Raw genomic sequence first — 26,268 nt, 5'->3', positions numbered from 1 at the left:
GGTTATTCTAAAACGGAATAATCGCCAATACTTATGCTGGTGAAATTCCCATCAAAGGCGGCATGATTGCCAATCATTGCATTATCCAATTGCGCGTTTTTGATGTGCGCATGAGTTTGCACCAAACTGTTTTTAATCGTGCTGTTCACCACGTGAGTTCCTTTCCCAAGAGAGACATTGGGACCCACAGTGGAATTTACCAAAATCACATCTTCTGCAATGTGACAAGGAGGAATAAGGGTACTGTTTTCCAATTTTACATTGGCAGCCACCAAAGCTTCTACCCCATCTTGATGCAAAAAGTTCAGCATTCGAGAATTGGTTTCTACGGTTACATTTTTATTCCCGCAATCCATCCACTCATCGACTTTACCGGGAACAAATTTCATGCCTTTCTGCTTCATGTTTTCCAACGCATCGGTCAATTGGTATTCACCGCCTTTTACAACGTTGTTATCGAGTAGGTATTGCAATTCCGAGCGTAAAGTTTCTCCCGACTGGAAATAATAAATCCCAATAATGGCTAAATCAGAAACAAACTCTTTGGGTTTTTCGACAAAATCCACAATTTGGTTTTGGTCGTTTAATTGTACCACGCCGAAAGCACTTGGATCGTCTACTTGTTTAACCCAAATCACGGCATCGGCCGACGTGTCTAAGGAAAAGTCCGCGCGAAACAAAGTATCGGCATAGGCTACAACAATCGGTCCCGTCATGCTTTCTTTGGCGCATAAAATCGCATGGGCCGTCCCTAACGCTTCATTTTGATAACAAATAGTACCGCGTGCGCCTAGTTTTTCTGCAATAGCAATTAAGTCTTCTTCCACTTTTTTGCCAAAATCTTTATGAATGATAAAGGCAATTTCCTCAATTTTTTGGTTGATGACTTGCGCAATATCTTCTACCAATCGATGAACGATGGGTTTTCCAGCGATAGGAATTAAAGGTTTGGGTACCGTAAGCGTATGAGGTCGAAGGCGTGATCCGCGTCCGGCCATAGGGACGATAATCTTCATAGTTGTTTTTGTTTAAAGGGTTTCAATCTGAAAAAATTCGATTAGAAGGGTATTATGTAATTTTGATTATTTAACTCCAGTACTTCCAAATCCGCCAGCCCCTCGGGAAGTTTCCGACAATGCGTCGACCTCAATCCATTCGGCGCGTTCGTGTTTGGCAATCACCAATTGGGCAATTCGTTCCCCGTTTTCAACCACAAAAGGTTCTTGGGATAAATTTACTAAAATGACCCCTATTTCACCCCGATAATCGGCATCGACGGTACCTGGCGAATTCAATACGGTAATCCCTTTTTTGGCGGCCAAACCGCTGCGGGGACGCACTTGGGCTTCGTAACCGATGGGTAATTCTATAAACAATCCAGTTTTGATGAGGGCACGCCCTAACGGCTGTAGCGTAACGGGTTCAGACAATTGCGCCCGTAAATCCATTCCCGCAGAAGCCAAAGTTTCATACGCAGGTAAGTCGTGCTCGGAGGTATTGATAATTTTAATTTGCATAGCTTGTTATTTACGGCGAAGAATACGCAAAAGCGTCTCTTTTTCACTTCTATAAATAAAGAACAAAAATACGAGTAATAAAAGTACTTTAAGAGGATAATTATCACGAATATAATCCACATAAAATGCCAATACAGAAAACCCGATGGAAAGTCCGAGGTAACTAAAAATCCGATTAAAATCATAGGGAATGGGATACTTCTTTTTCCCCCATTGATAGGAAATAATCATCATGCTTCCATAAGCCGCGATGGTCGCCAAGGCCGATCCGTAATAGCTGTATTTTGGAATCAACAAATAATTCAGCGCCAGCGTTACCAAAGCTCCAACCAAGGAAATATAAGCCCCAAATAAGGTTTTGTCAATCAGTTTGTACCATACGGATAAATTGGTATAGATACCCAAAAAGAAATTAGCAAATACAATCAAGGGAACCACTTTAATCGCATCCCAATAAGCGGCATTGGGCACCAATAGTTGTTTTAGTAAATCAATAAAGGCAATGACCGCCAAGGAAATAAAGGACCCGAAAATGACAAAATACTTGGTGATGGTGGCATAGGTTTGCGGCGCATTTTCATTCCCAGCATGGGAGAAAAAGAAGGGTTCGATGCCCAAGGAATAGGCCGTTCGAAACAACACCATAAACATCCCAATCTTGTAACAAGCCGAATAGGCCCCGATATCGGCTAAGGGAACGTGAAACCAATCCAATAAAATTTTATCAAAATGTTCGTTAATGGCAAAGGCAACCCCTGCAAAAAGGATAGGATAACCATAGCGCATCATTTGTTTCCAAAGGGCAAAATCAAAGTGCCAACGAATTTGCGTGTAATTGGGAATTAACACCAAAAAAGTCGCCAAACTAGCCATTAAATTGGCAATAAAAATATAGCCAATCTGAAAGTTAGGGTAGTAAAGCGTTGCTAAAAAACCACTTGGATCACTCTTGGCCCATTGGGGAAGAAAGGCCAAAAAGAAAACGCTTAAAAGGATTTGAAGGCTAACATTTCCAATTTTGATCACCGCATATTGCATGGGTTTCCGTTCGGCGCGGAGCTTTGAAAAGGGAATAATCGCCAAGGCATCAAATGCTACGATCCAAAGCGCATAGGTAATATATTCTACGGCAAAACCAGTGGCATTGGCAAGCGTATTTCGAAACAAAAGTGCAAGTGCTAAAAACCCTAGTGTGGACCAAAACAGTGAAATTGTACTGGTAGATATGACCTTATTTTTATCGGTTTCTTTGTTGAAAAACCGGAAAAAAGCCGTTTCCATACCATACGAGAGAAACACATTGCAAAAAACGAGGTAGGAAAAAAGTACCGAAACAATTCCCATCTGACTTTTATCCTCAAGATAATAGATATAAAGTGGATTGAGTAAAAAGCTAATAATCCGCGGCAAGACGGTAGCTACACCGTAGATGAGGGTTTGTTTAAAGAGGTTCTTGTACAGACTCAAGGGTAGGAATTTTTAACAAAAATAACGATTATATACATGCAAAAAAAAAGAGCCGACAATGCCGACTCTTATTTATATCGCTGAGGATAATTAGCCTTTTAATGCTTCGGCACCTCCAACAATCTCAAGGATTTCGTTGGTAATGGCAGCCTGACGCGCTTTGTTGTACGTTAACTTCAATTGATTGCGCAAGGCCGTAGCGTTGTCGGTCGCTTTATGCATCGCGGTCATACGTGCCCCGTGCTCTGCGGCAAAAGAATCACGAATGGCTTTGTACAACTGGGTTTTCAATGATTTTGGAATCAATGTCAACACAATTTCTTCTTTTGTTGGTTCGAAGATGTAATCCGCACTGGCAGATTGTACCGATTCACCCGAAGCCAAAGGAAGGAATTGCTCGGTTTTGATAATTTGGGTGGCTGCATTTTTAAATTGATTGTATACCAATTCAATTTTATCAAATTCGCCAGCTGCAAATTTATCCATCAAATCTTGGGCAATGGTTGCGGCATTCTCAAAGGTAAGTTGATCAAAAATAGCCGTGTTTTCACCTGCAAGCGTATTGGTCTTACGGAAAGCATCGCCTGATTTTTTACCGATTGTATAAATCGTTACTTCTTTTCCTTTGTAGCTTTCTTCCAACGCGCGAACTTGTTTGATTACATTGGCGTTAAACGCACCACACAATCCACGATTGGAGGTAATGGCTACAATCAATACCTTTTTTACTTCCCGTTGTTCGGTAAAGCTTCCGCCTAAATCACCTTCAATGGTAGCGCTAAGGTTTTGAAGTAATTCCGTTAACTTCTCGGCATAAGGACGCATGGCTGTAATAGCATCTTGCGCTTTTTTTAGCTTAGCAGCAGAAACCATTTTCATCGCCGATGTAATTTGCATCGTTGATTGTACCGAGGTGATTCTACTGCGAATTTCCTTTAAGTTTGCCATTATTATGTAGTAATTAGTAATTAGTGACTAGTGATTAGCTAATTACTAATCACTAGTTACTGTTCACTTTTTATTAATATTTTGCTGCGATTTCTTTGGCTGCTTTTTCCAATACATCTGTGATGGTATCGTCAAATTTACCCGCTTTCAAAGCGTTTAAGGTATCGCGGTGTTTGTTGTTCAAATAGTCTAAGAAATCTCTCTCGAATTCTTTTACCTTATTCACAGGAACATTACGCAACAAGTTTTTAGACCCCGCATAGATAATCGCTACTTGGTCCTCCACTGTAAACGGATCGTTCACCGATTGCTTCAAGATTTCAACGTTGCGTTTTCCTTTTTCAATTACATTCAACGTGGCCGCATCCAAATCGGAACCGAATTTGGCAAACGCTTCCAATTCACGGTATTGCGCTTGGTCTAATTTTAAGGTACCCGCTACTTTTTTCATGGATTTGATTTGCGCGTTACCTCCTACACGAGATACGGAGATACCTACGTTAATCGCTGGACGAACCCCAGAGTTGAACAAGTCAGATTCCAAGAAAATCTGTCCGTCAGTAATCGAAATTACGTTGGTAGGAATATACGCCGAAACGTCACCGGCTTGGGTTTCGATAATGGGTAGCGCTGTTAATGAGCCGCCTCCTTTAACGATAGGTTTCAAGGATTCGGGTAAGTCATTCATGTTTTTAGCGATATCGTCATCAGCGATTACTTTGGCCGCTCTTTCTAACAAACGAGAGTGCAAGTAGAAAACGTCTCCGGGATACGCTTCACGTCCTGGTGGACGACGTAACAACAACGACACCTCACGGTAAGCTACCGCTTGTTTAGACAAATCATCATATACAATCAAAGCAGGACGTCCTGTATCACGGAAGTACTCCCCGATAGCTGCACCAGCCATAGGAGCATATACTTGCATTGGAGCTGGGTCAGAGGCATTAGCGGCTACAATTGTAGTATACGCCAAAGCACCTTTTTCTTCTAAAGTTTTAGCGATAGCTGCCACGGTAGAAGCTTTTTGACCTACAGCCACGTAGATACAATATACAGGTTGACCTGCGTCAAAAAATTCTTTTTGGTTCAAAATGGTATCGATACAAACGGTAGTTTTTCCGGTTTGACGGTCACCGATAACCAACTCACGCTGACCACGACCTACTGGAATCATAGCATCAACCGCTTTGATACCCGTTTGAAGAGGTTCGTTTACAGGCTGACGGAAAATTACCCCCGGCGCTTTGCGTTCCAATGGCATTTCATACAACTCACCGCTGATCGGTCCTTTTCCATCGATAGGATTTCCTAGCGTATCCACAACACGTCCTACGATTCCCTCACCGACTTTCAAAGAAGCGATACGTTGGGTACGTTTTACGGTTGAACCTTCTTTGATTCCGGTTGAGGGTCCTAAAAGTACCACCCCAACATTATCTTCCTCAAGGTTTAATACAATCGCCTCGAGTCCGTTATCAAACTGCACTAACTCGCCGTATTGTGCATTGGATAACCCGTAAACGCGTGCGATACCATCCCCTACTTCAAGTACGGTTCCTACTTCTTCCAAAGAAGCTCCCGATTCAAAACCGGTTAGTTGTTTTTTAAGGATTGCTGAAATTTCAGCAGCTTTAATTTCTGCCATTGTAATATATCTTTAATGATGTATTAGTTACTAAACTCTCTTTTTAACTCATTTAAACGACCGGATACAGAGGCATTGTATTGCATATCGCCGATGCGTAAGATAAAACCACCTATAATGGATGGATCTATCGTATTTTCTATAGTAATTTTCTTGGATGACATTTCTGCAATTTTGGCGCTTATGGTTTTTTCCATTTCGGCTGTCATGGGAATTGCAGTGGTCACTTTGGCAATTTCAACCCCGATACTTTCATCATACAAATGACCGTATTGTTTGGCAATTGCTCCTAAAATTTCAAAACGTTTGTTGGTAAACAACAATTGAAACAAACTTTGCGTTTCTTGTTGAACGCCAGCGAAAATTTCAAGTAACGCATTTTTCTTGGCTTCCAAACGAACCACAGGGCTCGATAAAAACACGTGTAATTCGTGACTTTCCGCTAAGGCGGCTGTAATCGACTTCATATCGGCATTTACTGCTTCTGATTTTCCAGAAGCCGTGGCAATATCTAAAATCGCTTTCGCGTATCGAATCGCTGCTCTTGACATACGTTATTAGTTTAATTTGGAATCACCCAACATTTTTTCTACCAATTTAGATTGCGCTTCTTTGTTGGATAATTCATCACGCAATAATTTTTCAGCAATTTCCAAGGAAAGCGCCGAAACTTGGCTTTTCAATTCAGCCATAGCTGCATTTTTCTCACCTTCGATAGCCGCTTTTGCTTGGGCAATCATTTTCTCGCCTTGCGCTTGAGCGTCTGCCTTCGCATCGTTGATCATTTTTTCTTTGATCTCACGCGCCTCCTTCAATAGTGTATCGCGTTCTGCACGGGCATCTGCCAATAATTTCTCATTATCAGATTTTAAATTGGCCATTTCTTGACGCGCTTGTTCCGCTGATTGCAACGCATTTTTAATCCCTTCTTCGCGCTCATTCACCGCATCTAAGATAGGTTTCCATGCAAATTTTTTCAACAACAAAACAAGTCCAACGAAAATTACTGCCTGTAATATAAATAAGCCTAAAGAAAATTGACCTAATAATTGTTCCATTATATTATGTTTTTATTAATGTTAATTTGAAAACAATTGTTGCAACCAACCGTTACAACAATTGTTTAGAATTATTATTTCCCTACGAAGAACGCAGCGAAACCAATACCTTCAATCAACGCAGCAGCGATCAACATTGCTGTTTGAATTTTTCCAGAAGCTTCAGGCTGACGCGCAATAGCTTCCATAGCTGATCCACCGATTTTACCGATACCTAAACCAGCACCGATAACGATCAAACCTGCTCCTACTAAATTTGGAATTGTCATAATGTATATATTAAATTAAACATTCAAAAAATTAATGATGGTCATCGTGATGATGTTCCTCTTTTGCCGCACCAAAATAAAGAGCGGTCAACATTGTAAATATATAGGCCTGTAGACCCGCAACTAAAACCTCTAAAATTGACAAAGCAAAAGCCAACACAAAGGACAAACTACTTCCAATCATATTGTTGAAAGTATACATCATAGCAATAATACTCATCAAAACAACGTGTCCAGCGAGCATATTTGCATAAAGACGAACCGTTAATGAAAAAGGCTTAATCAAAGTACCTAATAGCTCAATTGGTGCCAAAATAATTTTCATTGGAACAGGCACACCTGGCATCCAAAAAATATGACCCCAGTAGTTTTTGTTAGCAGTAAACGTGGTAATCAAATACGTTAAAATAGCCAAAGCAGCTGTAATTGCAATATTATTCGTCACGTTAACTCCAAGCGGCGTCAATCCAAACATGTTTAAAAACCATATAAAAAAGAAAACAGTCAATAAATGACTCATGTACTTTTTATAATGTTTTTCACCTATATTAGGAATAGCGATATCGTCACGAATGAAAAGTATAATTGGTTCAAAAAAACGACCAACGCCTGATGCAATACCATTATTCTTTTTATACGAGTTAGCTAGACTTCTAAACAACACAAACATTAAAAAGGCAACAACTAAAATCATAAAAACATTTTTAGTTATTGACAAATCTAAAGGTTTCTTGTTGGTAGGGTGATGTCCTTCATATTCAATAGTACCTTTAGCATCCGTTTTGAATATTTGACCATGTACGATTTTATAAAAATTCCCATTGCTTTCGGCTACGGCCGTTTCATGTTCAAATTTTGAAGAAGAAAAGATATGTAATCCATTATCCCAAAGTATTACAGGTAATGAAAAACCTACGTGGTGACCGTTACCATAAGAAAACAATGTAAAATCGTGAGAATCTAGTAAATGGTGTTGAATAAATTCTTCTCTTTCTTTTACTTTTTTCTCCTCTTCTGTTAAAGTTTGATCTCCTTCACTGGAGTGATCTCCCTCATGTCCTTTCCCCATAGCAGTCGTTGCTTCTTGTGAAGCCGTCGTTTGCGTATGTGCTCCGTGATTGTCATTCGCGAATGAAAGTAAGGGCATAAAAGCCAGTAGGGCAGCTACAATGAAGTGGCTTGGTTTTCTAGAAATCACCATTTTTATTCACGTAATTTTAAGGTTTCCAAAATTTGGTGCAAAGGTACATCTTTTAGAAAAAAAACAATGGGATTACCGTTCTTTTTTGAATTTTTCGTTAAAAGTGGGCTTTTGAGTCGTATTATTCAATAGTTGAATGGTTAAAACCGTCTCCACCACAAGAAAAAATGCAAAAATGCTGTAAAAATTAATTTTTTCCTGAGCGCTTGAAAAACCGTAGATTATTTCTTTTCCGAACGCAAAAGCGAGGGCCATTTTTATCGTAGTCACCACCAAAAAAGTCATGCCGACTTGATCGAAGTTTTTGTGTTTTACGCCTACTAAAAAAGTTAGAATGGCTAAAGATAAAATTGCAAAAATGAAAAATAAAGATTCCACCGACCAGTAATAACGTTGGGCCGAACTGGAAAAAGGTTCGTGTAAGGCAAAAACCAAGCGATTTATGCCGTAGCCCAGCCACGCACAAAGCAATGCTTTGAAGCAAACGTTTTGGCACTCACGAATCATGTTTATCGATTTCTTGAACTTGTCGGTATACATTATAGAGCGCCACAAAAACACCAAACACGGTGACTCCCTCGGTATACCATTGATTAGAATTGGGATATTTGCTGTCTAACCATTGTCCCAACAACGAAAATAAAAAAATGATTATTCCCATTTGAAGGGGAATATTCAACAACGCAATCCAACGGTTAGGCTGTTTTTTCGGTGACGGGCTCATGGGATTGCGAAATGGGTTTCACCTGAGGCTTCATCACACAGGTAGCCGAAAACTCTGCACCGGGTTCTACCGCCAATTTTCCACAGACCACTTCTCCTTTGATTACGGCCTTCGATTTAACACTTAATAGGTCTGAAATTTGAAGTTTCCCCTCCACACGACCTTCAATGTCGCAATTTTTGCAAATTATATCACCTTGAACACTACCCGCCGGACCAATGACTAGTTTTCCTTTGGTTTCAAAATTTCCCACCAACTGTCCGTCCAAACGAAAATCGGCCGGAGAAACAATGTTTCCTTGTATAGTGGTACCTTCCACAATTCGGTTGGTCTTTCCTAATAAATCGGTATACGATTTGGTTTTTTTCTCAAACATATTACTTCTTGTTAGGATTAAAGCCTGGCGCTGGCGGTAACGCATTCATAGGTGCGTCTTCTGCCGCGTTTGATTTGGTAGCAGGAACCGAGTTGGAAGGATTGCCCGTGGGAGTGGGTTTCGATCCTTGGGTGCCTTTGGGGGTATCGCCCGCGGGAGCTGCTGGATCTTCACCAAACAATTCTTCTTTGGTTACGGTGCCTGAGTTTTTCCCTTTAGGAACAACTTTTGGAATTTCTTTTTCAATTTCAAGGGTACGTTGCACCGGCACGATGGGTTTATTCAGCCAATCGCCCGACACATAATCCTCAAAATTTTTCATCACCTGTACCACCTTATAATTCTCGTTGGAAATAATGGCATAGGGTTCGGCAATTTTGTAGTCCTTGAACTCTTTCAACACTTGAGCAATTCCCTTAGCGTTGTCTAAATTTTTAATTCCATGAAGCACCACAAAATTTTTATCCAACATATAAATGTCTTCCGATAAAGTCATCGTTTCGATGGTACGCTCCTGTATAAATTTTTTCAATTTATCCACCAACTTTTGCGTAGCTGCTGTCGTTGGAAATGCCACTGGATAGACAATATTCCACGAAGTGACAGGTTCTGAATTAAAAGACAACGATTCTAAATAGGGAATTTTTTTCTGAATAAAGAGCTCCGTTTTCTTCCCCTCTTCCGAATTTGGGTAGGTCAAGGCCACATAATTCAGGGCCTTTTTATATTCTGATAATCCTTTGAGTTTCCCTAACAATTGGGCTTTCAACAACTCGTATTTGGGCACCAATTCTTCGCCTGTAAATTGCTCGATAGCCTGTTCCGTTTGCGGTAAAACTTCGCGGTACTTCCCCGAATCATAAGCGCGGTAAAGCGCATCATACGTTGCCTCAGGTGTTGTGGCTATAGCCGCTGCCGAAGTGTTTCCGCCAACAATTTGCGCATAACGCGTATCGGGATATTCGTTGAGAATTCGACTTTTAATGGCCGCCGCTTTGGTAGGGTCGATGATTTGATAGACTTTGTATAAGTTGTACAAACTTGGCAAGACCAATCGCTCTTCGGGTTTGTTTTTGAGCAACTGTTCAAACTTGCTCGCAGAACGGGTGTACTCTTTGAATTTTTCTTTGTAAATAACCCCCAACTGATAATACGCGAAGTTGCGTTCTTTGGCGAGGGAATCCAATACTTTTGCGTTTGTAGGCAACTGTTTAAGATAAAATTCGGTGGTGTGCATCGGATTGACCGTTTTCACCTCCTCTTCTTTTTCAGCATTTGCATTTTCATCTTCTTTGTCGGGATTTGCCCCTTTGCTTACTGTTGAAGACCAACGCCAATTTTCACCATAGGTTCGTTTCCCCCATTTTTTGCCAAATTCAACTTTCCCTATTTCAACGGTATTGGGATTGTAAAAGTAGAAATTGCTGACTTCATTGCTGGACGCCACGGGAGTAATCACGTTTTTCTTTCCACCTCCCAACTTATCGGCGCCCAAAGCGTCTTTCCCTTGGTTGGCATTCGCCTCGGCAGCCGCTTTCTCTTGGGCCAATTTTTCAGCCATGAGTTTTAACGCCGCTTCTTCTTTTTTCAAACGCTCAATATGTTTTTGAAAAAAAGCTTCTCGATCGGCCAATGACATGCCTGTGAGGTTGAGAATACTATCATTGCGTTGGGCAATGCCTTCAAACTTGATAACGTCTTGAAGATTTTCTCGTTTTTTGGTGATCAATCGGAATTCTCGTGTCCGCGGATTCAATACGGTCAACGTACTGTCAAAATATTTTCCCGCCACCACATATTTCGCTTCGTTGAAATGGAGCTCGGCCAAATTTCGGTAATTGGAAGCAACTAAATATTGATCTTGCGGCTTGGCTTTAAGCGAGGCATTGTAAGACAATTTGGCCTGTTTGGGTCGGTTTACTTTTTCATAATACAAGGCCATTTGATGGTGTAACACATCCATAAAAGGACGGTTTTCGCGATCTTCCATCAAGTCTTTGTATTTTTTTAAAAAAGCTACGGTATCGCCTGTTTTGGGATTAAACTGACGGGCTTGTCGCGCATGGGCTTGGATCACATACTGACGAGCCGCTTTGCGATTCATGTCGATAACCCGTTGATACTCGATAAAAGCACTGTCTTTTTGACCGCGATCTTCATACAATTGCGCCGTAATAAAACGGTACCGTGACTTTTCCTCGTCGAGTTTGGTAAATTCGGTAGCCAAACGCAACTTGGCAATCGCACTGTCGATCTCTTTTAAATTGATAAACGCTTGAGCAAGTGTAGCGTTGGCATCGGCATACACTTGGTCTTTAAACTTGATCTCTTTCAACAACTTACGAAGATTATTGACGGCTAATTCGTCATTTTCCAATCGCATATTGGTTTTTTCCCGCCAAATTTTAACCAAATTAATTTTATCGCTTTGCGGGTATTTATACAAAACATAGTTGAACGCTTCCAATGCAGGGACAAAACGTTGCTCATAATACCGCGCCTGTCCGAGCATTAAGTGGGCTTCGTCCATTTGGGGATTGCGTTCCACTCCATCAATATTCATCGAATGCTTTTGAATCGCTTTGATCGCTTTGGTTTCAGCCCGATCAAAATTGGGATTCTTTGTGTCGCCGGGCAATGCTTTTTCCTCTGTAACTTGCATACGCTCCACGGGCAGTACCTCCCAAAAATTGTCTTTATACTGGTTGCGTAAATCCACGACCCCTTGGTCCATCGCTACTTCACCATTGTATAAAATATTGTATTTGGTATTTAATGCGTGAAATTTTCGATTGACAAAGGCATCTTTTTTCGTAGAACAAGCCACGAGTACGGCAGCAAATCCGAAAAAAAGGAAATATTTTGGGGTTGAGTTTTTCAAGTCAAAAACGTTTATTTAACTAACTGCAATTTGGCGCTTTTAGTATATCTAACGGGTAAAAATACATTTCTTTTTGTAAAGTGAAAAAAAATAGGGGGAAAATTGAAAATAGTACACCCCAACAGCCGAAACCATTGGGGTGTACCTGAGAAGATATAGCAACCTTATACCGCAAAAAAGGCTTCCAACTCTTGAAGCGTCTCTGGGCTGGTTTGAATGTCTTTGACTACCTGACCCAAATGCAGTGCCACAATACGATTACAAACCTCAACGGTATGCACCAAATCGTGGCTCGATACCAACAAAGTTACGTTGGGATCTTCGGCCAATTCTTTTAAAATCTTTTTTAAACGATTCACTGTCGTTGGATCTAAATTCGCAAAGGGTTCGTCCAAAATAATCACTTCAGGATTGCCAATCAACGTTGCGATGATTCCCACTTTTTTCTGATTCCCTTTCGACAAATCGCGCAAATACTTTTTCTTGGTCAAAATCTCTCCGTTGAAAAAATCTTCATGCTTGGCCAACAAGGCGTCTACATCGGCTTTGTTCTGGCCTCGAAGTTCCCCGATAAAATAAAAGTACTCTTCCGCCGTCAAGTAACCGATTAAAAAACTCTCGTCCAAAAACGCCGCGGTAAACGGTTTCCAAGCCTCGCTCGAACTCACCGCAACCCCATTGTTAATCACTTTTCCTGTAGTGGGCTGAATCAAATCTAACAGCAAACTAAACAAGGTGGTTTTCCCTGCACCGTTGTTGCCTACCAATCCAAAACTCTGTCCCTTAGGAATTTCCAATTCGTTAATATCTAAAACTTTGACGCCATTAGCGTACATCTTACTTAATTGTTGTACTTGTATCATGAGGAAGGAAGTTTATCGTTATGCTTTTTGTTTGTAAGCCGCCAACGTGGCATACTTTTCTACTTTATAAATTTTTTCAATTTGCGAAAACACGCGATCGCGGAAGGCAAAGCCCAATACGCCAGCACCCGCTACCAAAAGCGCTCCTAAGTCGGAAGAATGGGTATAGTAGCCCAACGAATACAATCCCATAGGAAGCAACATTTTGGGTAAAGAAATCAACATCGTCTTGGCATTAAAAGCCTGTTTGTTCCCAAAGGCTTGTTTGCTCGTTGTCAAATCAATGGGGGTTTTTACATACGCACCACCCAACATGACCAAATGCGAATTGAATCCCATATTAAAAACCGCACCCACAATGATCATTTTGTAGACGTCCCAGCCGAAATACAAATAAAAAGAAGCAATCAACGTAGAGACAAACGTAGCCAACACCATCAACCACCATTTCGACATTAAATAATCGCGGTACTGAATGTTTTGACTCATCATCAATGGGTAGTAGGCGCTATCCCAACTCGGAATAAATTGGCCAAACACAAACAAAAATCCACCCGTACAAAAAATCGCCGCAAACATTTGCATCGGCGCCGATTGATAGGCTTCAATCGAATTGGTATAAAACAACAACCCATAAGCAATAAACAACACACTCATCACCAAAGTTGTTTTGGAACGCTTATTTCGCTTGAGCAAGCGAATGTCATTTTTCAAAAACGTTCCCAAAGTGCCAAACTGATTCAACCATGTTAAATTCTCGGTTTGTGCGATTTCAGCTTTCGAAGCCAATTTCTCATCCAAATGCATATGACCCACAAAATAGCGGTAGGTTGCATAGTACAAAAGCCCCAAGAGCACAACAGGCACTAGCGCCATAACTGGGGTGTCAAATACAGCTTGAAACAACGGATACGTATACGCGGTAATATCAAACCAACCATAGTATTGCGAAGCGGCCAAAAGCAACACCAATCCCGCCATCGGATAAAAAACAGCATCCTTGTTGTTGAGTAAAATATTGGTGAAATTACAGCAGTAAATCAATGCGCTTATGCCCAACCACCAGGCCAAGGTCGACCCCACAGGCTCCCCTTTGTAAAGCATCATTGCCGTAAAAGGAACCAGAAAAAAAGCATGGATGATGTTGAAAAAGGAAAACCATGTTTTTCCCAACAAAAAGTGAATCACCGTACTTTTTTTGAGCGGCGTCACCAACAGCGGACGAATATTCATAACGGGCATTTTTTGCATAAAATACCGTATAATCAAATCGGCCGTCAAATAATAAATCATGATGCGATTGATGGTTTGCACCGGATTGTACCCTTGCTCTTTCAAAATCGGATAGACCGCCAATCCAAGGATCAAAAAACAAACAATAAAGTACAATGCTCCCAAAGCCATCAAAATCTTTAAGGCGAGGTTGGTTTGAAACGAGGCCGAACGGGCAAACGATTTCCATTCCAACGAAAGAAAACGACGTATCATAGGTTTTAGGTTTTTCAATTAGTGAACAAGATAACAAATTTGTTACAATTTGGGCGGTCCGGCAAATGAACTTTTTTCATCTATCCACCCATCTCTTGCCGTCGGGTGTTCCGCTACAAGTCCGCACTCATACTTCGCTTGCGGGCTTTCCACTTCACCCCCTACCGCAAATTCCTGCCAGAAACCCCACCCCATAAACATCGGCAATTTCTACTCCAAACATTTAAGAGAGTCTTCGTACCTTTGCCAAAAATTTATAGCTATGTCTACTTTTTATAAACTCTTGATAAAAGATGTGCGTCGCGAAACCGAACAGTCGGTCTCCTTGGCGTTTCAAATTCCCGCCGAATTACAAGCCGCTTACACGTTTGTAGCCGGACAATATGTTACTTTAAAACTCACCTTAGACGGACAAGAAATTCGTCGCGCCTATTCGATTTGTGCTTCACCCAAAAGCGGGGAACTGCGCATTGCTGTAAAGGCGGTTAAATTTGGACTTTTTTCTTCTTTTGCTAATAAAAATTTAAGACCCGGTGATGTGCTTGAAGTGAGCGTTCCTGAGGGAAAATTTACCTTCGAACCCCAAATCGATCGACAACGCAACTATGCTGGATTTGCGGCCGGTAGCGGCATTACTCCCGTGCTCTCTATTCTTAAATCGGTGTTAGAAAGCGAACCCCAAAGTACCTTCGTGTTGGTCTATGGGAATAAATCGGTAGCCGAAACTATTTTTCACCACGAATTGCACGAATTGCAACAACAGTATGTGGGCCGTTTTTTCGTACACTATGTCTTTAGCCAAACCCAAGAAAGCGAATTGTTTGGCCGTATTGATAAATCCATTGTCAATTTTGTAATAAACAACAAACACAAGGAAAAAGAATTTGATAAATTCTATTTGTGTGGTCCCGAGGAAATGATTACTACTGTTACCAACACTCTGAAAGAGCACAATATTCCTGAAAAAGCAATAAAATTTGAATTGTTTACATCTTCCAGTCAAAGTGGTGCCGCGCCTACAGGAGAAGGACATACAGCGATTACACTCCAAGTCGATGGCGAGGAAACAGCCTTTGAAATGAGCCAAAAACAAACCATTTTGGAAGCCGCTTTAAAACAAGGAATCGACGCCCCATATTCCTGTCAAGGGGGTATTTGCAGCAGTTGTCTCGCCCGAGTGACCAGCGGTGCCGCAACCATGAAGAAAAATGCTATTCTCACCGACAGTGAAATCGCCGAGGGATTAATCCTTACCTGCCAAGCGCATCCTACAACCCCCGAAATTTATGTCGACTTTGATGATGTATAAACAAGGAGATAAAGCGTTCTAACGCTCCTCCGATAGAATACTGTAAATCTTTTGAAGAATTTGTTGCGGTGTTATGGTACGCATGGCTTGCTCATAACCCGCAACTTTTTTATTGCCATAAATAGAGGTAGGCAAAAACGGATATTGCGAACGATCGGCTGTAAGACAATAGTCCAACGGTTGTCCATACGGCGCAAATCCCGCATACGGATGGGTGGCGCCCCAAAGTGTAATCGTTTTTACACCATATAATGCTGCCAAATGCGCATTTCCGCTGTCCATCGAAACCATCAAGTCTAAGTTGGCTATGAGTTCCAACTCGTGTTCAAAGGAAATTTTATTGGCCATATTCTTGATGCGCTCCCCCAAAGGTGTAAGCGTATCCAAAAGTTCCGATTCGCGACGACCGCCACCCAATAAGAAAATGCGATAGGGTCCTTGGGCCAACTCAGCAACGACATTTTGCAATAAATCTATCGGATACACCTTGGCCGAATGCTGGGCAAAAGGAGCTATGCCAATCCACAATTGCTGCTTGGGGCCGGTTTGCTCCAGAACATTGGGCGAAAGCGCCTCTTTGGGCAGGTAATATAGCGTGTCAAAAGGAACGGTATACCCCAACTTTTGGAGGGTTTCGATATGTCTAAGCGTCATCGGCTTAAGCGGGGCAATGGTTTTTTCCTCCAGTCGGGTCAACTGCTTTTTTTCCAAACGTCCTTTGTCGGTATACGCGGTTTTTTGACCCCTTAATGCAAAAAGAACGCGTAGTATTTTGGATCGCAACACATTGTGAAAATCGGCGATTTCAGTGACACCCAGCGCTTTCAATTCGCGGTACAACCGAAAAATACCCCACAACCCTTTGTGTTGATGATGGGTATGAACCGAAACAAATTGAATTTGAGGAATCTGTAAAAAAATAGGTTTAAAAAAGGCACGGGAAACGACCGTCACCTTTACTTCAGGATGGTGTTGCATGAAGGCCAAAATAACCGGCACCGTCATCGCAACATCGCCCATGGCTGAAAGGCGAATAAAAGCAATATGTCGTGTTTTTTGCGCCAATTATTTTTTCTGCTGGTACAACACCGGATTCAAATCCTCGTCATTATACATTTTCATCTGTTTGTAGACTTTCATGTACTTGTCACCATTTTCAATATCGGTCAACAACTCACTGATAGAGGTAAACATATCGTTCTTTTGGTCCAAAAGTACATTTAGTTTTTCTTGGCATTTGGCACGGTGCTCATCGGAGGCATCGGGACGCGTTGCTTCTTCATGCATGTGATAAATTTTCAACGCCAAAATAGACAAGCGGTCAATGGCCCACGCAGGACTCTCGGTATTAATTTTAGCATTGGCCTTCACTTGAACACCGCTATATTTTTGAAGAAAATAACTATCAATATACTCCACCATGTCAGTGCGTACTTGGTTGGACGCATCAATTTTACGCTTTAAATCCAAAGCAGCTACCGGGTCAATTTGCGGATCCCGTATAATGTCTTCATAATGCCACTGCACCGTATCGACCCAATTTTTGGCGTACAATAAATACTCTATACTACCCTTTTCGTATGGATTCAAAGTCGGTTGATATACGTCGTTGATCACATGATACTCACGAATACAGCGTTCAAAAATGGGAAAAGCAAATTCAGCAAACATAGGTGTAGTTTTTTTGCAAAGATAGTTTTTATCCCGTTACTTTGACAGACAAAATCCGCGCACATGCACATCCACTACATCTCCGAACAAAACAGTATTTTGAATCATTTTTTGGCTCAAATACGAGATATTTCCATTCAAAAAGACAGCATGCGTTTTCGAAAAAATATCGAGCGTATCGGTGAAATTATGGCGTATGAATTGAGCAAAACGCTCGAGTATAAACCGGTGACAGTACAAACACCGCTGGGTCTCAAACCCACGACTACACTAGCCGACCATGTGGTTTTATGTTCGATTTTGCGTGCGGGGCTGGCGCTTCATCAAGGGTTTATGAACTTTTTTGATGAGGCTGAAAACGGATTTGTGTCGGCATATCGTCATCATTACAATCAAGATGATGCTTTTGAAATTTTGGTCGAATACCAAGCGGCCCCGTCATTTCAAGACAAGAATTTGATTTTAATCGACCCCATGTTGGCCACAGGGCAATCCATTGTGGCTGTGTTAAACCAACTGCATTTGGAACAAAAACCAAAAGAAATTCATATCGCTGTAGTGATTGCAGCGCCCGAGGGAATTGCCTACTTAGAGGAACATTTGCCAAAAGAATGTCATTTGTGGGTAGCGGCCTTGGACGAGCGATTGAATGAAAAAAACTACATCATCCCCGGATTGGGCGACGCAGGTGATTTGGCTTACGGGAGTAAATTATAACTGACTAAAAAACGCAAACAATCCGCAGGCTAACGTGATCCAAAGGATTAACTCTTGCTGCACTTTGTTGGTGCTATTTTCAATCATCAAAGTAGCTGAAACCGCCAAAGGAAAAAACATAAACACCAACAACTCATTGCTTTTTGGAATAGAAATTGCAAAAAGAACGCCTCCCAAGACCAAAGCAAATAGTAATTTTTTATAGGAAGCTTGCAAGTTCAACGGGCGATTGGTCACTGTTAATGCCGCAGGAATAAAAAAGAAAATGATGGCCACAACAAACATCGAAAAAGCAATGTGTGCGTTTTGTCCCGAAAAATAATCCAGCGAATAGCCCACTTTCTCTTGAGCAAGATACTGACTTAACGCATCTAAATCAAAAAATAAGGAGCAAGCAATACCAATGATGCCAAAAATAAAAAACGCAACAAACGGAATCAACCAATTGCGGTAATCGCGGGAAACGTGAAAAATAATGGAAACATAAACCAATACAACGAAAAGTAACGCCCAAAATTGGAATAAACTCGCGATAAAAATCCACAAACAAGCATCAAATATTTTCTCCTTAGGCGCTTTTAGGGTTTGCAAGGAAATCAACCGCCGCAATGCCAACAGTACAAAAAAGTTGGCCAACATCAATCGGACATTGTTCCACAATTCAGGAAAAAAAAGGAGAAAAAGGAGAAAAAAGTACAAGGTGTAGGAACTGTCTTTGGTCAGCACATTCTTTTTAACAATAAAATTGACCAAAAATAAAGAGGCAAAAAGTAAGAATAGAATTAGCCCTTTTTGCAGGTATTCAATCCAACCCAACCCTTGAAACCCAACATGAATTTGATATAAAAAATAAAACCCTAATGTAGCCAAAACAATCAAGCTATAATTTATGGGTGTAGATTTCTTAAAAATTGTTGTTATCATGCGGATATTTTATACTTTTGTGCTTGTAAATATAACACTTGATTTAAAAATGAAAGCATTTTTTGAAGCTATACAGTCGCTATTTGTCGATTTCCTTTTTTTACCCCTTGATGCTTTGCGTCAATTGGAATTGGAAGGCTATTGGGGTTGGTGGGGTGCCAATTTCCTAAATTGGATTGGTATCATCATCTGTGGATACTATGTAGTTTACTGGTGTAAACAATTGAATTTACACAAAGAAAACAACGAAGACAACCAAGATACAACGGCTCACTCGTTTTTAAAATAAATCAAAACCGATATCGGTTCGATAATACATCTTATCAAAATGTAGCTTCGCTATGTTTTGGTAAGATTTTTTTATGGCCTCTTGGTACGTCTCACCATACGAGGTAACCGCCAAAACACGTCCACCATGGGAAACAACTTGACCCTCTTGCAATTTTGTTCCGGCATGAAACACGATTGAATCCTTGACTGCTTCTAAACCACTAATCGTTTTTCCTTTTTCATACCCTTCAGGGTAACCGCCCGATACCACCATAATGGTCGTAGCGCTTCGCGGATCGATCTCAAGGGTAATTGTGTCCAGCTGCTGTTCGGCAACCGCTTTAAAAATCGCTACCAAATCCGACTGTAAGAGCGGCATCACCACTTCGGTTTCGGGGTCGCCCATGCGGACATTATATTCGATTACGAAAGGATCGTCGCCCACTTTAATTAATCCAATAAACACAAATCCTTTGTATTCAATATTTTCTTGCTGTAATCCTGCAATCGTAGGTTTTACAATGCGCGTTTCAACTTTTTCCATAAAAGCGGCATCGGCAAAAGGTACTGGAGAAACGGCACCCATTCCGCCGGTATTCAAACCCGTATCGCCTTCTCCGATACGTTTGTAATCTTTGGCCGTGGGAAGTATTTTATAACTTTTTCCATCCGTCAATACAAAACAACTCAGCTCAATCCCGCTTAAAAACTCTTCAATAACCACTTTTGCACTGGCCGAACCAAACTTGGCGTGTACCAACATATTCCGCAATTCCGTTTTAGCTTCTTCCAAATCGGTAAGAATTAAAACGCCTTTCCCCGCGGCCAATCCATCAGCTTTCAAGACATACGGAGCGGTTAAGCTTTCCAAAAAAGCACAACCTTGTTCAACTGTTTCGGGGGTAAAACTTTCATAGCGCGCCGTGGGAATGTGGTGACGCACCAAAAACTGTTTGGCGTATTCTTTACTGCCTTCCAATTGTGCCCCTTCTTTTGAAGGACCAATAACTGGAATCGCCGTTAGTTCCACATCATTTTTAAAAAAATCATAAATCCCATTCACCAAAGGATCCTCGGGACCAACGACTACCATACCTACTTGGTGCGCCAAGCAAAATTGTTTCACCGCTTGAAAATCATTCGGGTTTATATCAACATTGGTAGCAATCGCAGCCGTTCCTGCATTTCCAGGGGCCACAAATAATTGAGTACAGTGCAAACTTTGAAGCATTTTCCAAGCTAGAGCATGTTCTCTCCCGCCCGATCCAAGAAGTAAAATTGTCATGTGGTGTTGTGTTATTTCGAATGTAAAAATCGAAAGTCGTTGTGGTGCAAAAATAGGGTGTTTTTGACGTTTGTAAAAGGCAATCTTTTAAAAAGTTTCACACAGACCTGCCTTGAATTTATTACTTTTGAAAAAAAATGAATCGGGTGTTTCGACTGTTTGATTTTTCATTGCAAATGCAAGGCTTTCCCATGAAGAAGGCTAAAAAGCAGTATGCACAAATTCGAAATCTTTCCTCAGAAAAATTTGCCGACTACCTGCTGCCGCAGCGAGAAGCTATCGTAGCGCACCATGTGCAACACAATCCGTTGTACCAACAATTGGTGTCCCAAAAAAACAGTGCCGATTGGTTGTCACTGCCGATTATGACCAAAAAACATTTTCAGCAACCTTTGGCCCAGCGCCTTTCGGAAGGTTACACCGTTAAGAATGTATATGTTAACAAAACCTCGGGGTCGAGTGGCGATCCGTTTATTTTTGCCAAAGATAAATTTTCCCACGCGCTCACTTGGGCCAACATCATTACCCAATTTGGGCAATTTGGCATTGATTTTAACACCTCTTATCAAGCGCGATTTTACGGTATTCCCTTGGACACCATGGGGTATGCCAAAGAACGGCTTAAGGATTTTTTAAGCGGTCGGTTTCGCTTTCCTATTTTTGATTTATCGGATAAAGTCCTGGAGGAAGTGTTGGCTACCTTTCGCCGAAAAAAATTTGACAACATCAATGGATACACGAGTTCGATTGTCTTGTTTGCTAAATTTTTGCAGCAAAAAAACATCGTTTTAAAAGACGTTTGTCCAACCCTAAAATGTTGTGTCGTAACCTCAGAAATGTTGTTCCCTGAAGATAAAATCCTTTTAGAAAATCAATTTGGGATTCCGATTATCAACGAATACGGCGCCTCTGAATTGGATTTGATAGCCTTTCAAAATCCTAAAGGCGAATGGCAAGTGAATGCGGAAACCTTGTTTGTGGAGATTTTGGATGCACAGGATAATCCAGTGCCAAACGGTCAAGAAGGGCGTATTGTGATTACTTCGTTATACAACAAAGCCCATCCGTTTATTCGGTATGACATCGGTGATTTGGGCATTTTGGATGAAAAAAGCACATTACAAAAACCCATTCTCCATAAACTCATTGGACGCACCAATGATATTGCGGTATTGCCAAGCGGTAAAAAATCGCCGGGACTCACCTTTTACTATGTGACCAAAAGTATCATTGAAGACGATGGAAATGTGCAAGAATTTGTGATAAAACAAACCAAAATAGATACTTTTGAAATCGAATATGTGAGTCGAATTGCTTTGACTTTACCTCAAATAAAAGCGATTGAGCAGGCCATCGAAACCTATTTGGAATCGGGATTGACTTTTCATTTTTCCCGAAAAGAGACCTTAGTACGTAGCAAAAGTGGGAAATTGAAGCAATTTGTTTCCTTGATATAAACCAAAATAATTTTTAAATACAACGCCTATGCAAAATTCTATGCGCCCTAATGAAAAGGTATTGGATAAAATTTATGTTATCCGAAGCCAAAAAGTACTCTTGGATCGCGATTTGGCCCAATTGTACGGAATTGAAACAAAACGGTTAAAAGAAGCAGTAAAACGAAATTTATCTCGTTTTCCTGAAGATTTTATGTTTGTTTTGACTGAGGATGAATTACATAATTGGAGGTCGCAATTTGCGTCTTCCAAATCGTTAAAAATGGGATTACGACACGCGCCTATGGCCTTTACCGAACATGGCATTCTCATGCTTTCGAGTGTGATTCATTCGGAACTGGCTATTTCGGTGAATATTCAAATCATGCGACTATTCACCCAAATGCGACAAAGGATTATGGAGCATTCCGAAGTACAGGAAAAAATCCATTTGTTGGAACAAAAAGTGGAGAACCATGATAAAAATATTGAGTTAGTGTTTTCGTATTTAGACGAATTAAACGAAGTCAAACCGGCCGAAAATCGAAAACCCATTGGGTATAAAAATTAGATTATGAAAATAACTATCGTTGCGGGTGCACGACCTAATTTTATTAAAATTGCTCCTATTATTCGAGCAATAGAACAAAAACAGCAGGAGGGTATTCCACTCTCCTATCGTTTGGTACATACGGGTCAACATTATGATAAAAACCTCAGTGATACGTTTTTTGAAGAGCTGAATATCCCCAAACCCGATGCCAATCTTGAGGTAAAAAGCGGTTCCCAATCGGTGCAAACGGCCAATATTATGGTGGCTTTTGAACAAGAATTATTGGAAAATCCTACCGATATGGTTTTGGTGGTTGGCGATGTCAATTCAACCATGGCCTGTGCACTTGTAGCCAAAAAAATGAACCTAAAAGTAACGCATGTCGAAGCGGGAATTCGTTCGGGAGATATGACTATGCCTGAAGAAATCAACCGAATCGTAACCGATAGCATTACCGATTATTTCTTTACCACCTCTCCCTTGGCTACTGAAAATTTAATTCGATATGGTGCGCAACCCGATGCTGTGCATTTTGTGGGGAACGTAATGATTGACACCTTATATCAAAATCAACACCGCTTTCAGCGACCTTTGTTTTGGGAGGATTTCGCCCTTGAAAAAGGAAACTATATCGTACTTACCTTACACCGACCGGCCAACGTTGATGAAGAGGATTCGTTATTGCATTTACTGCAAGGTATTGATGCGTTGGCACAAGGAAAAAAAATCATCTTCCCCATTCACCCCCGAACTAAAGCAATTTTGGGCGAGCGGCAATTGGATACCCAAAATATTGTTTTTATCGAACCGCAAGGGTATTTAAATTTCATGTATTTGGTAGCACATAGCTTTGCCGTAATTACCGATAGCGGTGGAATTTCGGAAGAAACTACGGTTCTTGGAATTCCTTGTTTTACCTTGCGTAACAATACCGAACGTCCCGAAACGATTACTATAGGGACCAATCACTTGGTAGGAACACAAGTAGAAAAGTTGGTAGAAACGTATACTTCTTTTCTTCAAAACGGAATGAAAAAGGCGGGGATTCCTGAATTATGGGACGGAAAAGCTTCTGAACGTATTGTCGATATTTTGTGGCAAAAAAGGAACTAATGCAAGACATACTCATAATCTCTAACTATTATCCGCCAGAAAAAGGGGCCGCTGCCAATCGAATTGAGCAAATGGCCCTACAATTACATAAAAACAACTATGAAGTCACTTTGCTTTGCCCCTTGGGAAATTATCCCAAAGGTGAATTGTTTCCAGAATACCGTGGAAAATTTTCGGTGACAGAACTCCAAAAAGGAATTCGGATAAAACGGCTTTGGATTTATCCGAGTAACAGTAAGAATATTGCCAAACGTTTGCTGTCCATCCTTTCGTTTTCAAGTGTTTTGGTACTGTTTTTACTGTTTAAAAAAACACCCAAAAAAGTAATCGTGCAATCGCCTCCTTTATTGTTGTCTTTTCTTTCGGTGGCTATTTTAACGCTAAAACGAAAGAAAATTATCCTTAATGTCTCCGATTTATGGCCTTTGGCAGCCTTGGAACTTAATGCATTGAAAAAAGGGTCATTTTCGCATAACGTTTCCCTTTTCATGGAACGCTTTATCTATCAAAAGGCTTCTATACTGTTGGGACAATCGAAAGAAATTTTGGATCATGTTCATTCGATTTTCCCCAATAAGCAAGGGTATTTGTATCGAAATTATCCCGATCATGCAGAGAAACAATGTGAACTGCAAACCTCAGCGGAGCCTACCATAAAAGTATTCTACGCAGGATTGTTGGGGGTTGCGCAAGGCGTGTATGAATTATGTCGGCAACTTGACTTGGTGGGAACGCGAATTGAATTGCACATTTTCGGGGATGGCGCTGAGAAGAAAGAAATCGAAGCCTATTTACAAAACCATCCACAACAACCGATATTTTTCCATGGCATGATGGATCGCAAGGCACTTCATGAAATGCTAAAAACCTTTGACATCGCCATTGTGCCCTTAACCACACGGATTTACGGTTCGGTTCCTTCCAAAATTTTTGAGTATGGAAGTTTAGGGTTTCCTATTTTGTATTTTGGCGGTGGTGAGGGCGAAAATATAGTGACAAATCACGGATTGGGTTGGGTGGTTCCTGTGGGCGATTTTAGCACCATGCAACACCAACTTCTGGAGATAAATGCCTTGGATAAATCCGAATTAGCGGCCTTAAAAACAAAAGTTTTTGAACAGGCGCAAGCGGATTTTGATATCGAAAAACAGGTAAAAGATTTAATTGAACAAGGAGTATTCTAGTATGCTTTTTCTTCGCCCTTAAAAATATTGATGACGGTTTGAACGATAATTTTAATATCTAATACAAACGACCAGTTTTCTATATAAAACACATCGTATTTGATGCGATTAATCATGTCTTCATCCGTTTCAATTTCTCCACGGAAACCTTTTACTTGGGCCAATCCGGTGATGCCTGGTTTTACATAAAGGCGAACCATGTACTTCTTGATTTTGTTGGCATACGCTTTATTTTGAGACCAAAGGTGTGGTCGCGGCCCTACTACCGACATATCGCCAAGGAATACATTGAAAAATTGGGGTAGTTCATCAATACTCGTTTTTCGCATAAACCGACCCATACGCGTCACTCGTGGATCGTTGCGAGAAGCTTCTTGCTCGGTGTTGACATTTTGATGCATGGATCGAAACTTGTAGCAAAAGAATTCTTTCTCATCCAATCCGGGGCGCCCTTGTTTGAAAAAAATAGGGCCGCGAGATTCAAGCAAAATCAAAAGTCCAATAATTGGCGTCAACCAAGAGAGTATACATACGATAACAATTAATGAAAAGAGAATGTCGAAAGCGCGCTTAAAACCTTTTATAAGCGGATCGTGTAACTGTGTTTTTTGAAGCGATAATACTGGGAAGAGTTCGTAATAATCAATTTTCAAATTCTTGGAAAGAATCTCCTTTGTATCAGGAATAAATTTGATAGTCTTACGGAATTCATCGGCAAATTGAACCAATTCTTTGATTTTCTCATTAGAAATTTCGTTCAAGGAACAGTAGATTTCATCGATTCTTTTTTCCAAAACAAAAGCTTTTAGCTCATCGGTTTTTCCAACAATTTCAGGTCCTTGCTTTTTATCGGAAAAAAAACCATGAAAACGATACCCGTAATCTTGTCGCGTTTCAAAAACTTTTTTCAAATTCAACGCTTCCGGAGTATACCCAATAATCACTGCAGAACGGTAATTATTGTGTGTTAACAATCGGTATTTCTTCAGGTAATAAAAGAAAAAATATTTAAATCCTGTGATAATAACAAAACTCACCGAAAGCAGCCAAGCTATAGCTTTACCACTAAAAATTGTGGTTTTTACAAAGGGGAAAAAAGCAATTACCAACAATAAAAACAAAGTGGATTGCTTGAATAATTTGGAAATAATTTCAACAGGCGTAGTAAACCGATACACTTCGTAAAACCGAACCAATAACGCAATCAGAGACCAAGCTAAAATTTGGTACGGAATGTAGACCAAAAAATCAACGCGTAGCTCTCTAAAAAAATATAAACTAAGTGCATTGACTACTAGCAAATCTAGTAGAATACTTATGGGACGTATGTATTTGGAATACCGACCTGTATGATGCACTTGAAGGT

27 protein-coding genes are annotated in these 26,268 nt (G+C 40.7%); 7 read left to right on the top strand and 20 right to left on the bottom strand.

The window, feature by feature from the left end:
* Positions 1-2 precede the first annotated feature (2 nt).
* The 15 genes from BUC17_RS00485 to BUC17_RS00415 form a co-directional block, all read right to left on the bottom strand.
* Positions 3-1,016, bottom strand: a complete 1,014-nt coding sequence (locus BUC17_RS00485) for a sugar nucleotidyltransferase (RefSeq protein WP_073360335.1) — start codon at positions 1,014-1,016, stop codon at positions 3-5.
* A 66-nt stretch (positions 1,017-1,082) separates the two neighbouring features.
* Positions 1,083-1,517, bottom strand: coding sequence for a dUTP diphosphatase (gene dut / locus BUC17_RS00480; protein ID WP_073360333.1), 435 nt, complete (start codon positions 1,515-1,517; stop codon positions 1,083-1,085).
* Between the two features lie 6 nt (positions 1,518-1,523).
* Positions 1,524-2,984: a lipopolysaccharide biosynthesis protein gene (locus BUC17_RS00475; protein WP_073360331.1), complete on the bottom strand. Its 1,461-nt coding sequence runs from the start codon at positions 2,982-2,984 to the stop codon at positions 1,524-1,526.
* Between the two features lie 90 nt (positions 2,985-3,074).
* A complete protein-coding gene (gene atpG / locus BUC17_RS00470; RefSeq protein ID WP_073360329.1) occupies positions 3,075-3,932 on the bottom strand; it encodes an ATP synthase F1 subunit gamma in 858 nt (285 codons plus the stop codon).
* A 73-nt stretch (positions 3,933-4,005) separates the two neighbouring features.
* The gene (gene atpA / locus BUC17_RS00465) at positions 4,006-5,580 is read right to left on the bottom strand and encodes a F0F1 ATP synthase subunit alpha (RefSeq protein WP_073360327.1); all 1,575 of its coding nucleotides are present in this window, start codon (positions 5,578-5,580) and stop codon (positions 4,006-4,008) included.
* 23 nt (positions 5,581-5,603) lie between these two features.
* Complete coding sequence (gene atpH / locus BUC17_RS00460) at positions 5,604-6,131, bottom strand: ATP synthase F1 subunit delta (protein ID WP_073360325.1); 528 nt, start codon at positions 6,129-6,131, stop codon at positions 5,604-5,606.
* Between the two features lie 6 nt (positions 6,132-6,137).
* Positions 6,138-6,638, bottom strand: coding sequence for a F0F1 ATP synthase subunit B (locus tag BUC17_RS00455; protein WP_073360323.1), 501 nt, complete (start codon positions 6,636-6,638; stop codon positions 6,138-6,140).
* Positions 6,639-6,712: 74 nt separating this feature from the next.
* Positions 6,713-6,907, bottom strand: a complete 195-nt coding sequence (gene atpE, locus BUC17_RS00450) for an ATP synthase F0 subunit C (protein ID WP_073360321.1) — start codon at positions 6,905-6,907, stop codon at positions 6,713-6,715.
* A gap of 31 nt (positions 6,908-6,938) precedes the next feature.
* Positions 6,939-8,108: a F0F1 ATP synthase subunit A gene (atpB, locus tag BUC17_RS00445; protein WP_073360319.1), complete on the bottom strand. Its 1,170-nt coding sequence runs from the start codon at positions 8,106-8,108 to the stop codon at positions 6,939-6,941.
* Positions 8,109-8,180: 72 nt separating this feature from the next.
* Complete coding sequence (locus BUC17_RS00440) at positions 8,181-8,615, bottom strand: hypothetical protein (protein WP_143161674.1); 435 nt, start codon at positions 8,613-8,615, stop codon at positions 8,181-8,183.
* Entirely contained in the window at positions 8,605-8,832 is a 228-nt protein-coding gene (locus BUC17_RS00435) for an AtpZ/AtpI family protein (protein ID WP_073360315.1), read from the bottom strand. Before BUC17_RS00435 ends, BUC17_RS00440 begins: the two co-directional genes overlap by 11 nt.
* A complete protein-coding gene (locus tag BUC17_RS00430) occupies positions 8,804-9,208 on the bottom strand; it encodes a bactofilin family protein (RefSeq protein WP_073360313.1) in 405 nt (134 codons plus the stop codon). Before BUC17_RS00430 ends, BUC17_RS00435 begins: the two co-directional genes overlap by 29 nt.
* Before the next feature lies 1 nt (position 9,209).
* A complete protein-coding gene (gene porW / locus BUC17_RS00425; protein WP_073360311.1) occupies positions 9,210-12,089 on the bottom strand; it encodes a type IX secretion system periplasmic lipoprotein PorW/SprE in 2,880 nt (959 codons plus the stop codon).
* Positions 12,090-12,253: 164 nt separating this feature from the next.
* Positions 12,254-12,952, bottom strand: coding sequence for an ABC transporter ATP-binding protein (locus BUC17_RS00420; protein WP_073360309.1), 699 nt, complete (start codon positions 12,950-12,952; stop codon positions 12,254-12,256).
* Positions 12,953-12,970: 18 nt separating this feature from the next.
* Positions 12,971-14,440: a DUF5687 family protein gene (locus BUC17_RS00415; RefSeq protein ID WP_073360307.1), complete on the bottom strand. Its 1,470-nt coding sequence runs from the start codon at positions 14,438-14,440 to the stop codon at positions 12,971-12,973.
* Positions 14,441-14,702: 262 nt separating this feature from the next.
* On the opposite strand from BUC17_RS00415, the gene BUC17_RS00410 reads away from it, so the two are divergent.
* Positions 14,703-15,749, top strand: a complete 1,047-nt coding sequence (locus tag BUC17_RS00410; RefSeq protein WP_073360305.1) for a ferredoxin--NADP reductase — start codon at positions 14,703-14,705, stop codon at positions 15,747-15,749.
* Positions 15,750-15,767: 18 nt separating this feature from the next.
* Here BUC17_RS00410 and BUC17_RS00405 read toward each other — a convergent pair whose 3' ends face one another.
* Both BUC17_RS00405 and BUC17_RS00400 read right to left on the bottom strand, forming a co-directional pair.
* Positions 15,768-16,814 (bottom strand): glycosyltransferase family 9 protein, encoded by a 1,047-nt coding sequence (locus BUC17_RS00405; RefSeq protein WP_073360303.1) that lies wholly within the window; start codon positions 16,812-16,814, stop codon positions 15,768-15,770.
* On the bottom strand, positions 16,815-17,420 hold the full coding sequence (locus tag BUC17_RS00400) for a DUF4254 domain-containing protein (RefSeq protein ID WP_073360301.1): 606 nt from the start codon (positions 17,418-17,420) through the stop codon (positions 16,815-16,817).
* Positions 17,421-17,483: 63 nt separating this feature from the next.
* Here BUC17_RS00400 and upp point away from each other — a divergent pair, with 63 nt between their 5' ends.
* Positions 17,484-18,137, top strand: coding sequence for a uracil phosphoribosyltransferase (upp, locus tag BUC17_RS00395; RefSeq protein ID WP_073360299.1), 654 nt, complete (start codon positions 17,484-17,486; stop codon positions 18,135-18,137).
* Here upp and BUC17_RS00390 read toward each other — a convergent pair.
* Positions 18,132-19,061 (bottom strand): DUF6427 family protein, encoded by a 930-nt coding sequence (locus BUC17_RS00390; protein WP_073360297.1) that lies wholly within the window; start codon positions 19,059-19,061, stop codon positions 18,132-18,134. The two genes, upp and BUC17_RS00390, sit on opposite strands and share 6 nt — an antisense overlap.
* 49 nt (positions 19,062-19,110) lie before the next feature.
* Here BUC17_RS00390 and BUC17_RS00385 point away from each other — a divergent pair, with 49 nt between their 5' ends.
* Positions 19,111-19,350: a DUF6341 family protein gene (locus BUC17_RS00385; RefSeq protein WP_073361165.1), complete on the top strand. Its 240-nt coding sequence runs from the start codon at positions 19,111-19,113 to the stop codon at positions 19,348-19,350.
* Here BUC17_RS00385 and purD read toward each other — a convergent pair.
* Entirely contained in the window at positions 19,342-20,616 is a 1,275-nt protein-coding gene (purD, locus tag BUC17_RS00380) for a phosphoribosylamine--glycine ligase (RefSeq protein ID WP_073360295.1), read from the bottom strand. The genes BUC17_RS00385 and purD overlap by 9 nt on opposite strands.
* A 146-nt stretch (positions 20,617-20,762) precedes the next feature.
* Between purD and BUC17_RS00375 the strand changes: the two genes are divergently transcribed.
* From BUC17_RS00375 to BUC17_RS00360, 4 genes are read left to right on the top strand one after another with little or no spacing between them, the layout of a single operon-like run.
* The gene (locus tag BUC17_RS00375) at positions 20,763-22,073 is read left to right on the top strand and encodes a phenylacetate--CoA ligase family protein (RefSeq protein WP_143161688.1); all 1,311 of its coding nucleotides are present in this window, start codon (positions 20,763-20,765) and stop codon (positions 22,071-22,073) included.
* A gap of 28 nt (positions 22,074-22,101) precedes the next feature.
* Positions 22,102-22,623: an ORF6N domain-containing protein gene (locus BUC17_RS00370; protein WP_073360291.1), complete on the top strand. Its 522-nt coding sequence runs from the start codon at positions 22,102-22,104 to the stop codon at positions 22,621-22,623.
* 3 nt (positions 22,624-22,626) lie between these two features.
* The gene (wecB, locus tag BUC17_RS00365) at positions 22,627-23,718 is read left to right on the top strand and encodes a non-hydrolyzing UDP-N-acetylglucosamine 2-epimerase (RefSeq protein WP_073360289.1); all 1,092 of its coding nucleotides are present in this window, start codon (positions 22,627-22,629) and stop codon (positions 23,716-23,718) included.
* The gene (locus tag BUC17_RS00360) at positions 23,718-24,902 is read left to right on the top strand and encodes a glycosyltransferase family 4 protein (RefSeq protein ID WP_073360287.1); all 1,185 of its coding nucleotides are present in this window, start codon (positions 23,718-23,720) and stop codon (positions 24,900-24,902) included. Before wecB ends, BUC17_RS00360 begins: the two co-directional genes overlap by 1 nt.
* Here the strand turns inward: BUC17_RS00360 and BUC17_RS00355 are convergent.
* On the bottom strand, positions 24,899-26,260 hold the full coding sequence (locus BUC17_RS00355) for an undecaprenyl-phosphate glucose phosphotransferase (protein ID WP_073360285.1): 1,362 nt from the start codon (positions 26,258-26,260) through the stop codon (positions 24,899-24,901). The genes BUC17_RS00360 and BUC17_RS00355 overlap by 4 nt on opposite strands.
* Between the last annotated feature and the right edge of the window lie 8 nt (positions 26,261-26,268).

This window comes from Flavobacterium fontis, from assembly GCF_900129405.1.
In the GTDB taxonomy this organism is placed as follows: Bacteria; Bacteroidota; Bacteroidia; order Flavobacteriales; family Flavobacteriaceae; genus Flavobacterium; species Flavobacterium fontis.
The sequence above is the reverse complement of the archived record's forward strand: the minus strand, read 5'-3'. Positions and strand labels throughout refer to the sequence as shown.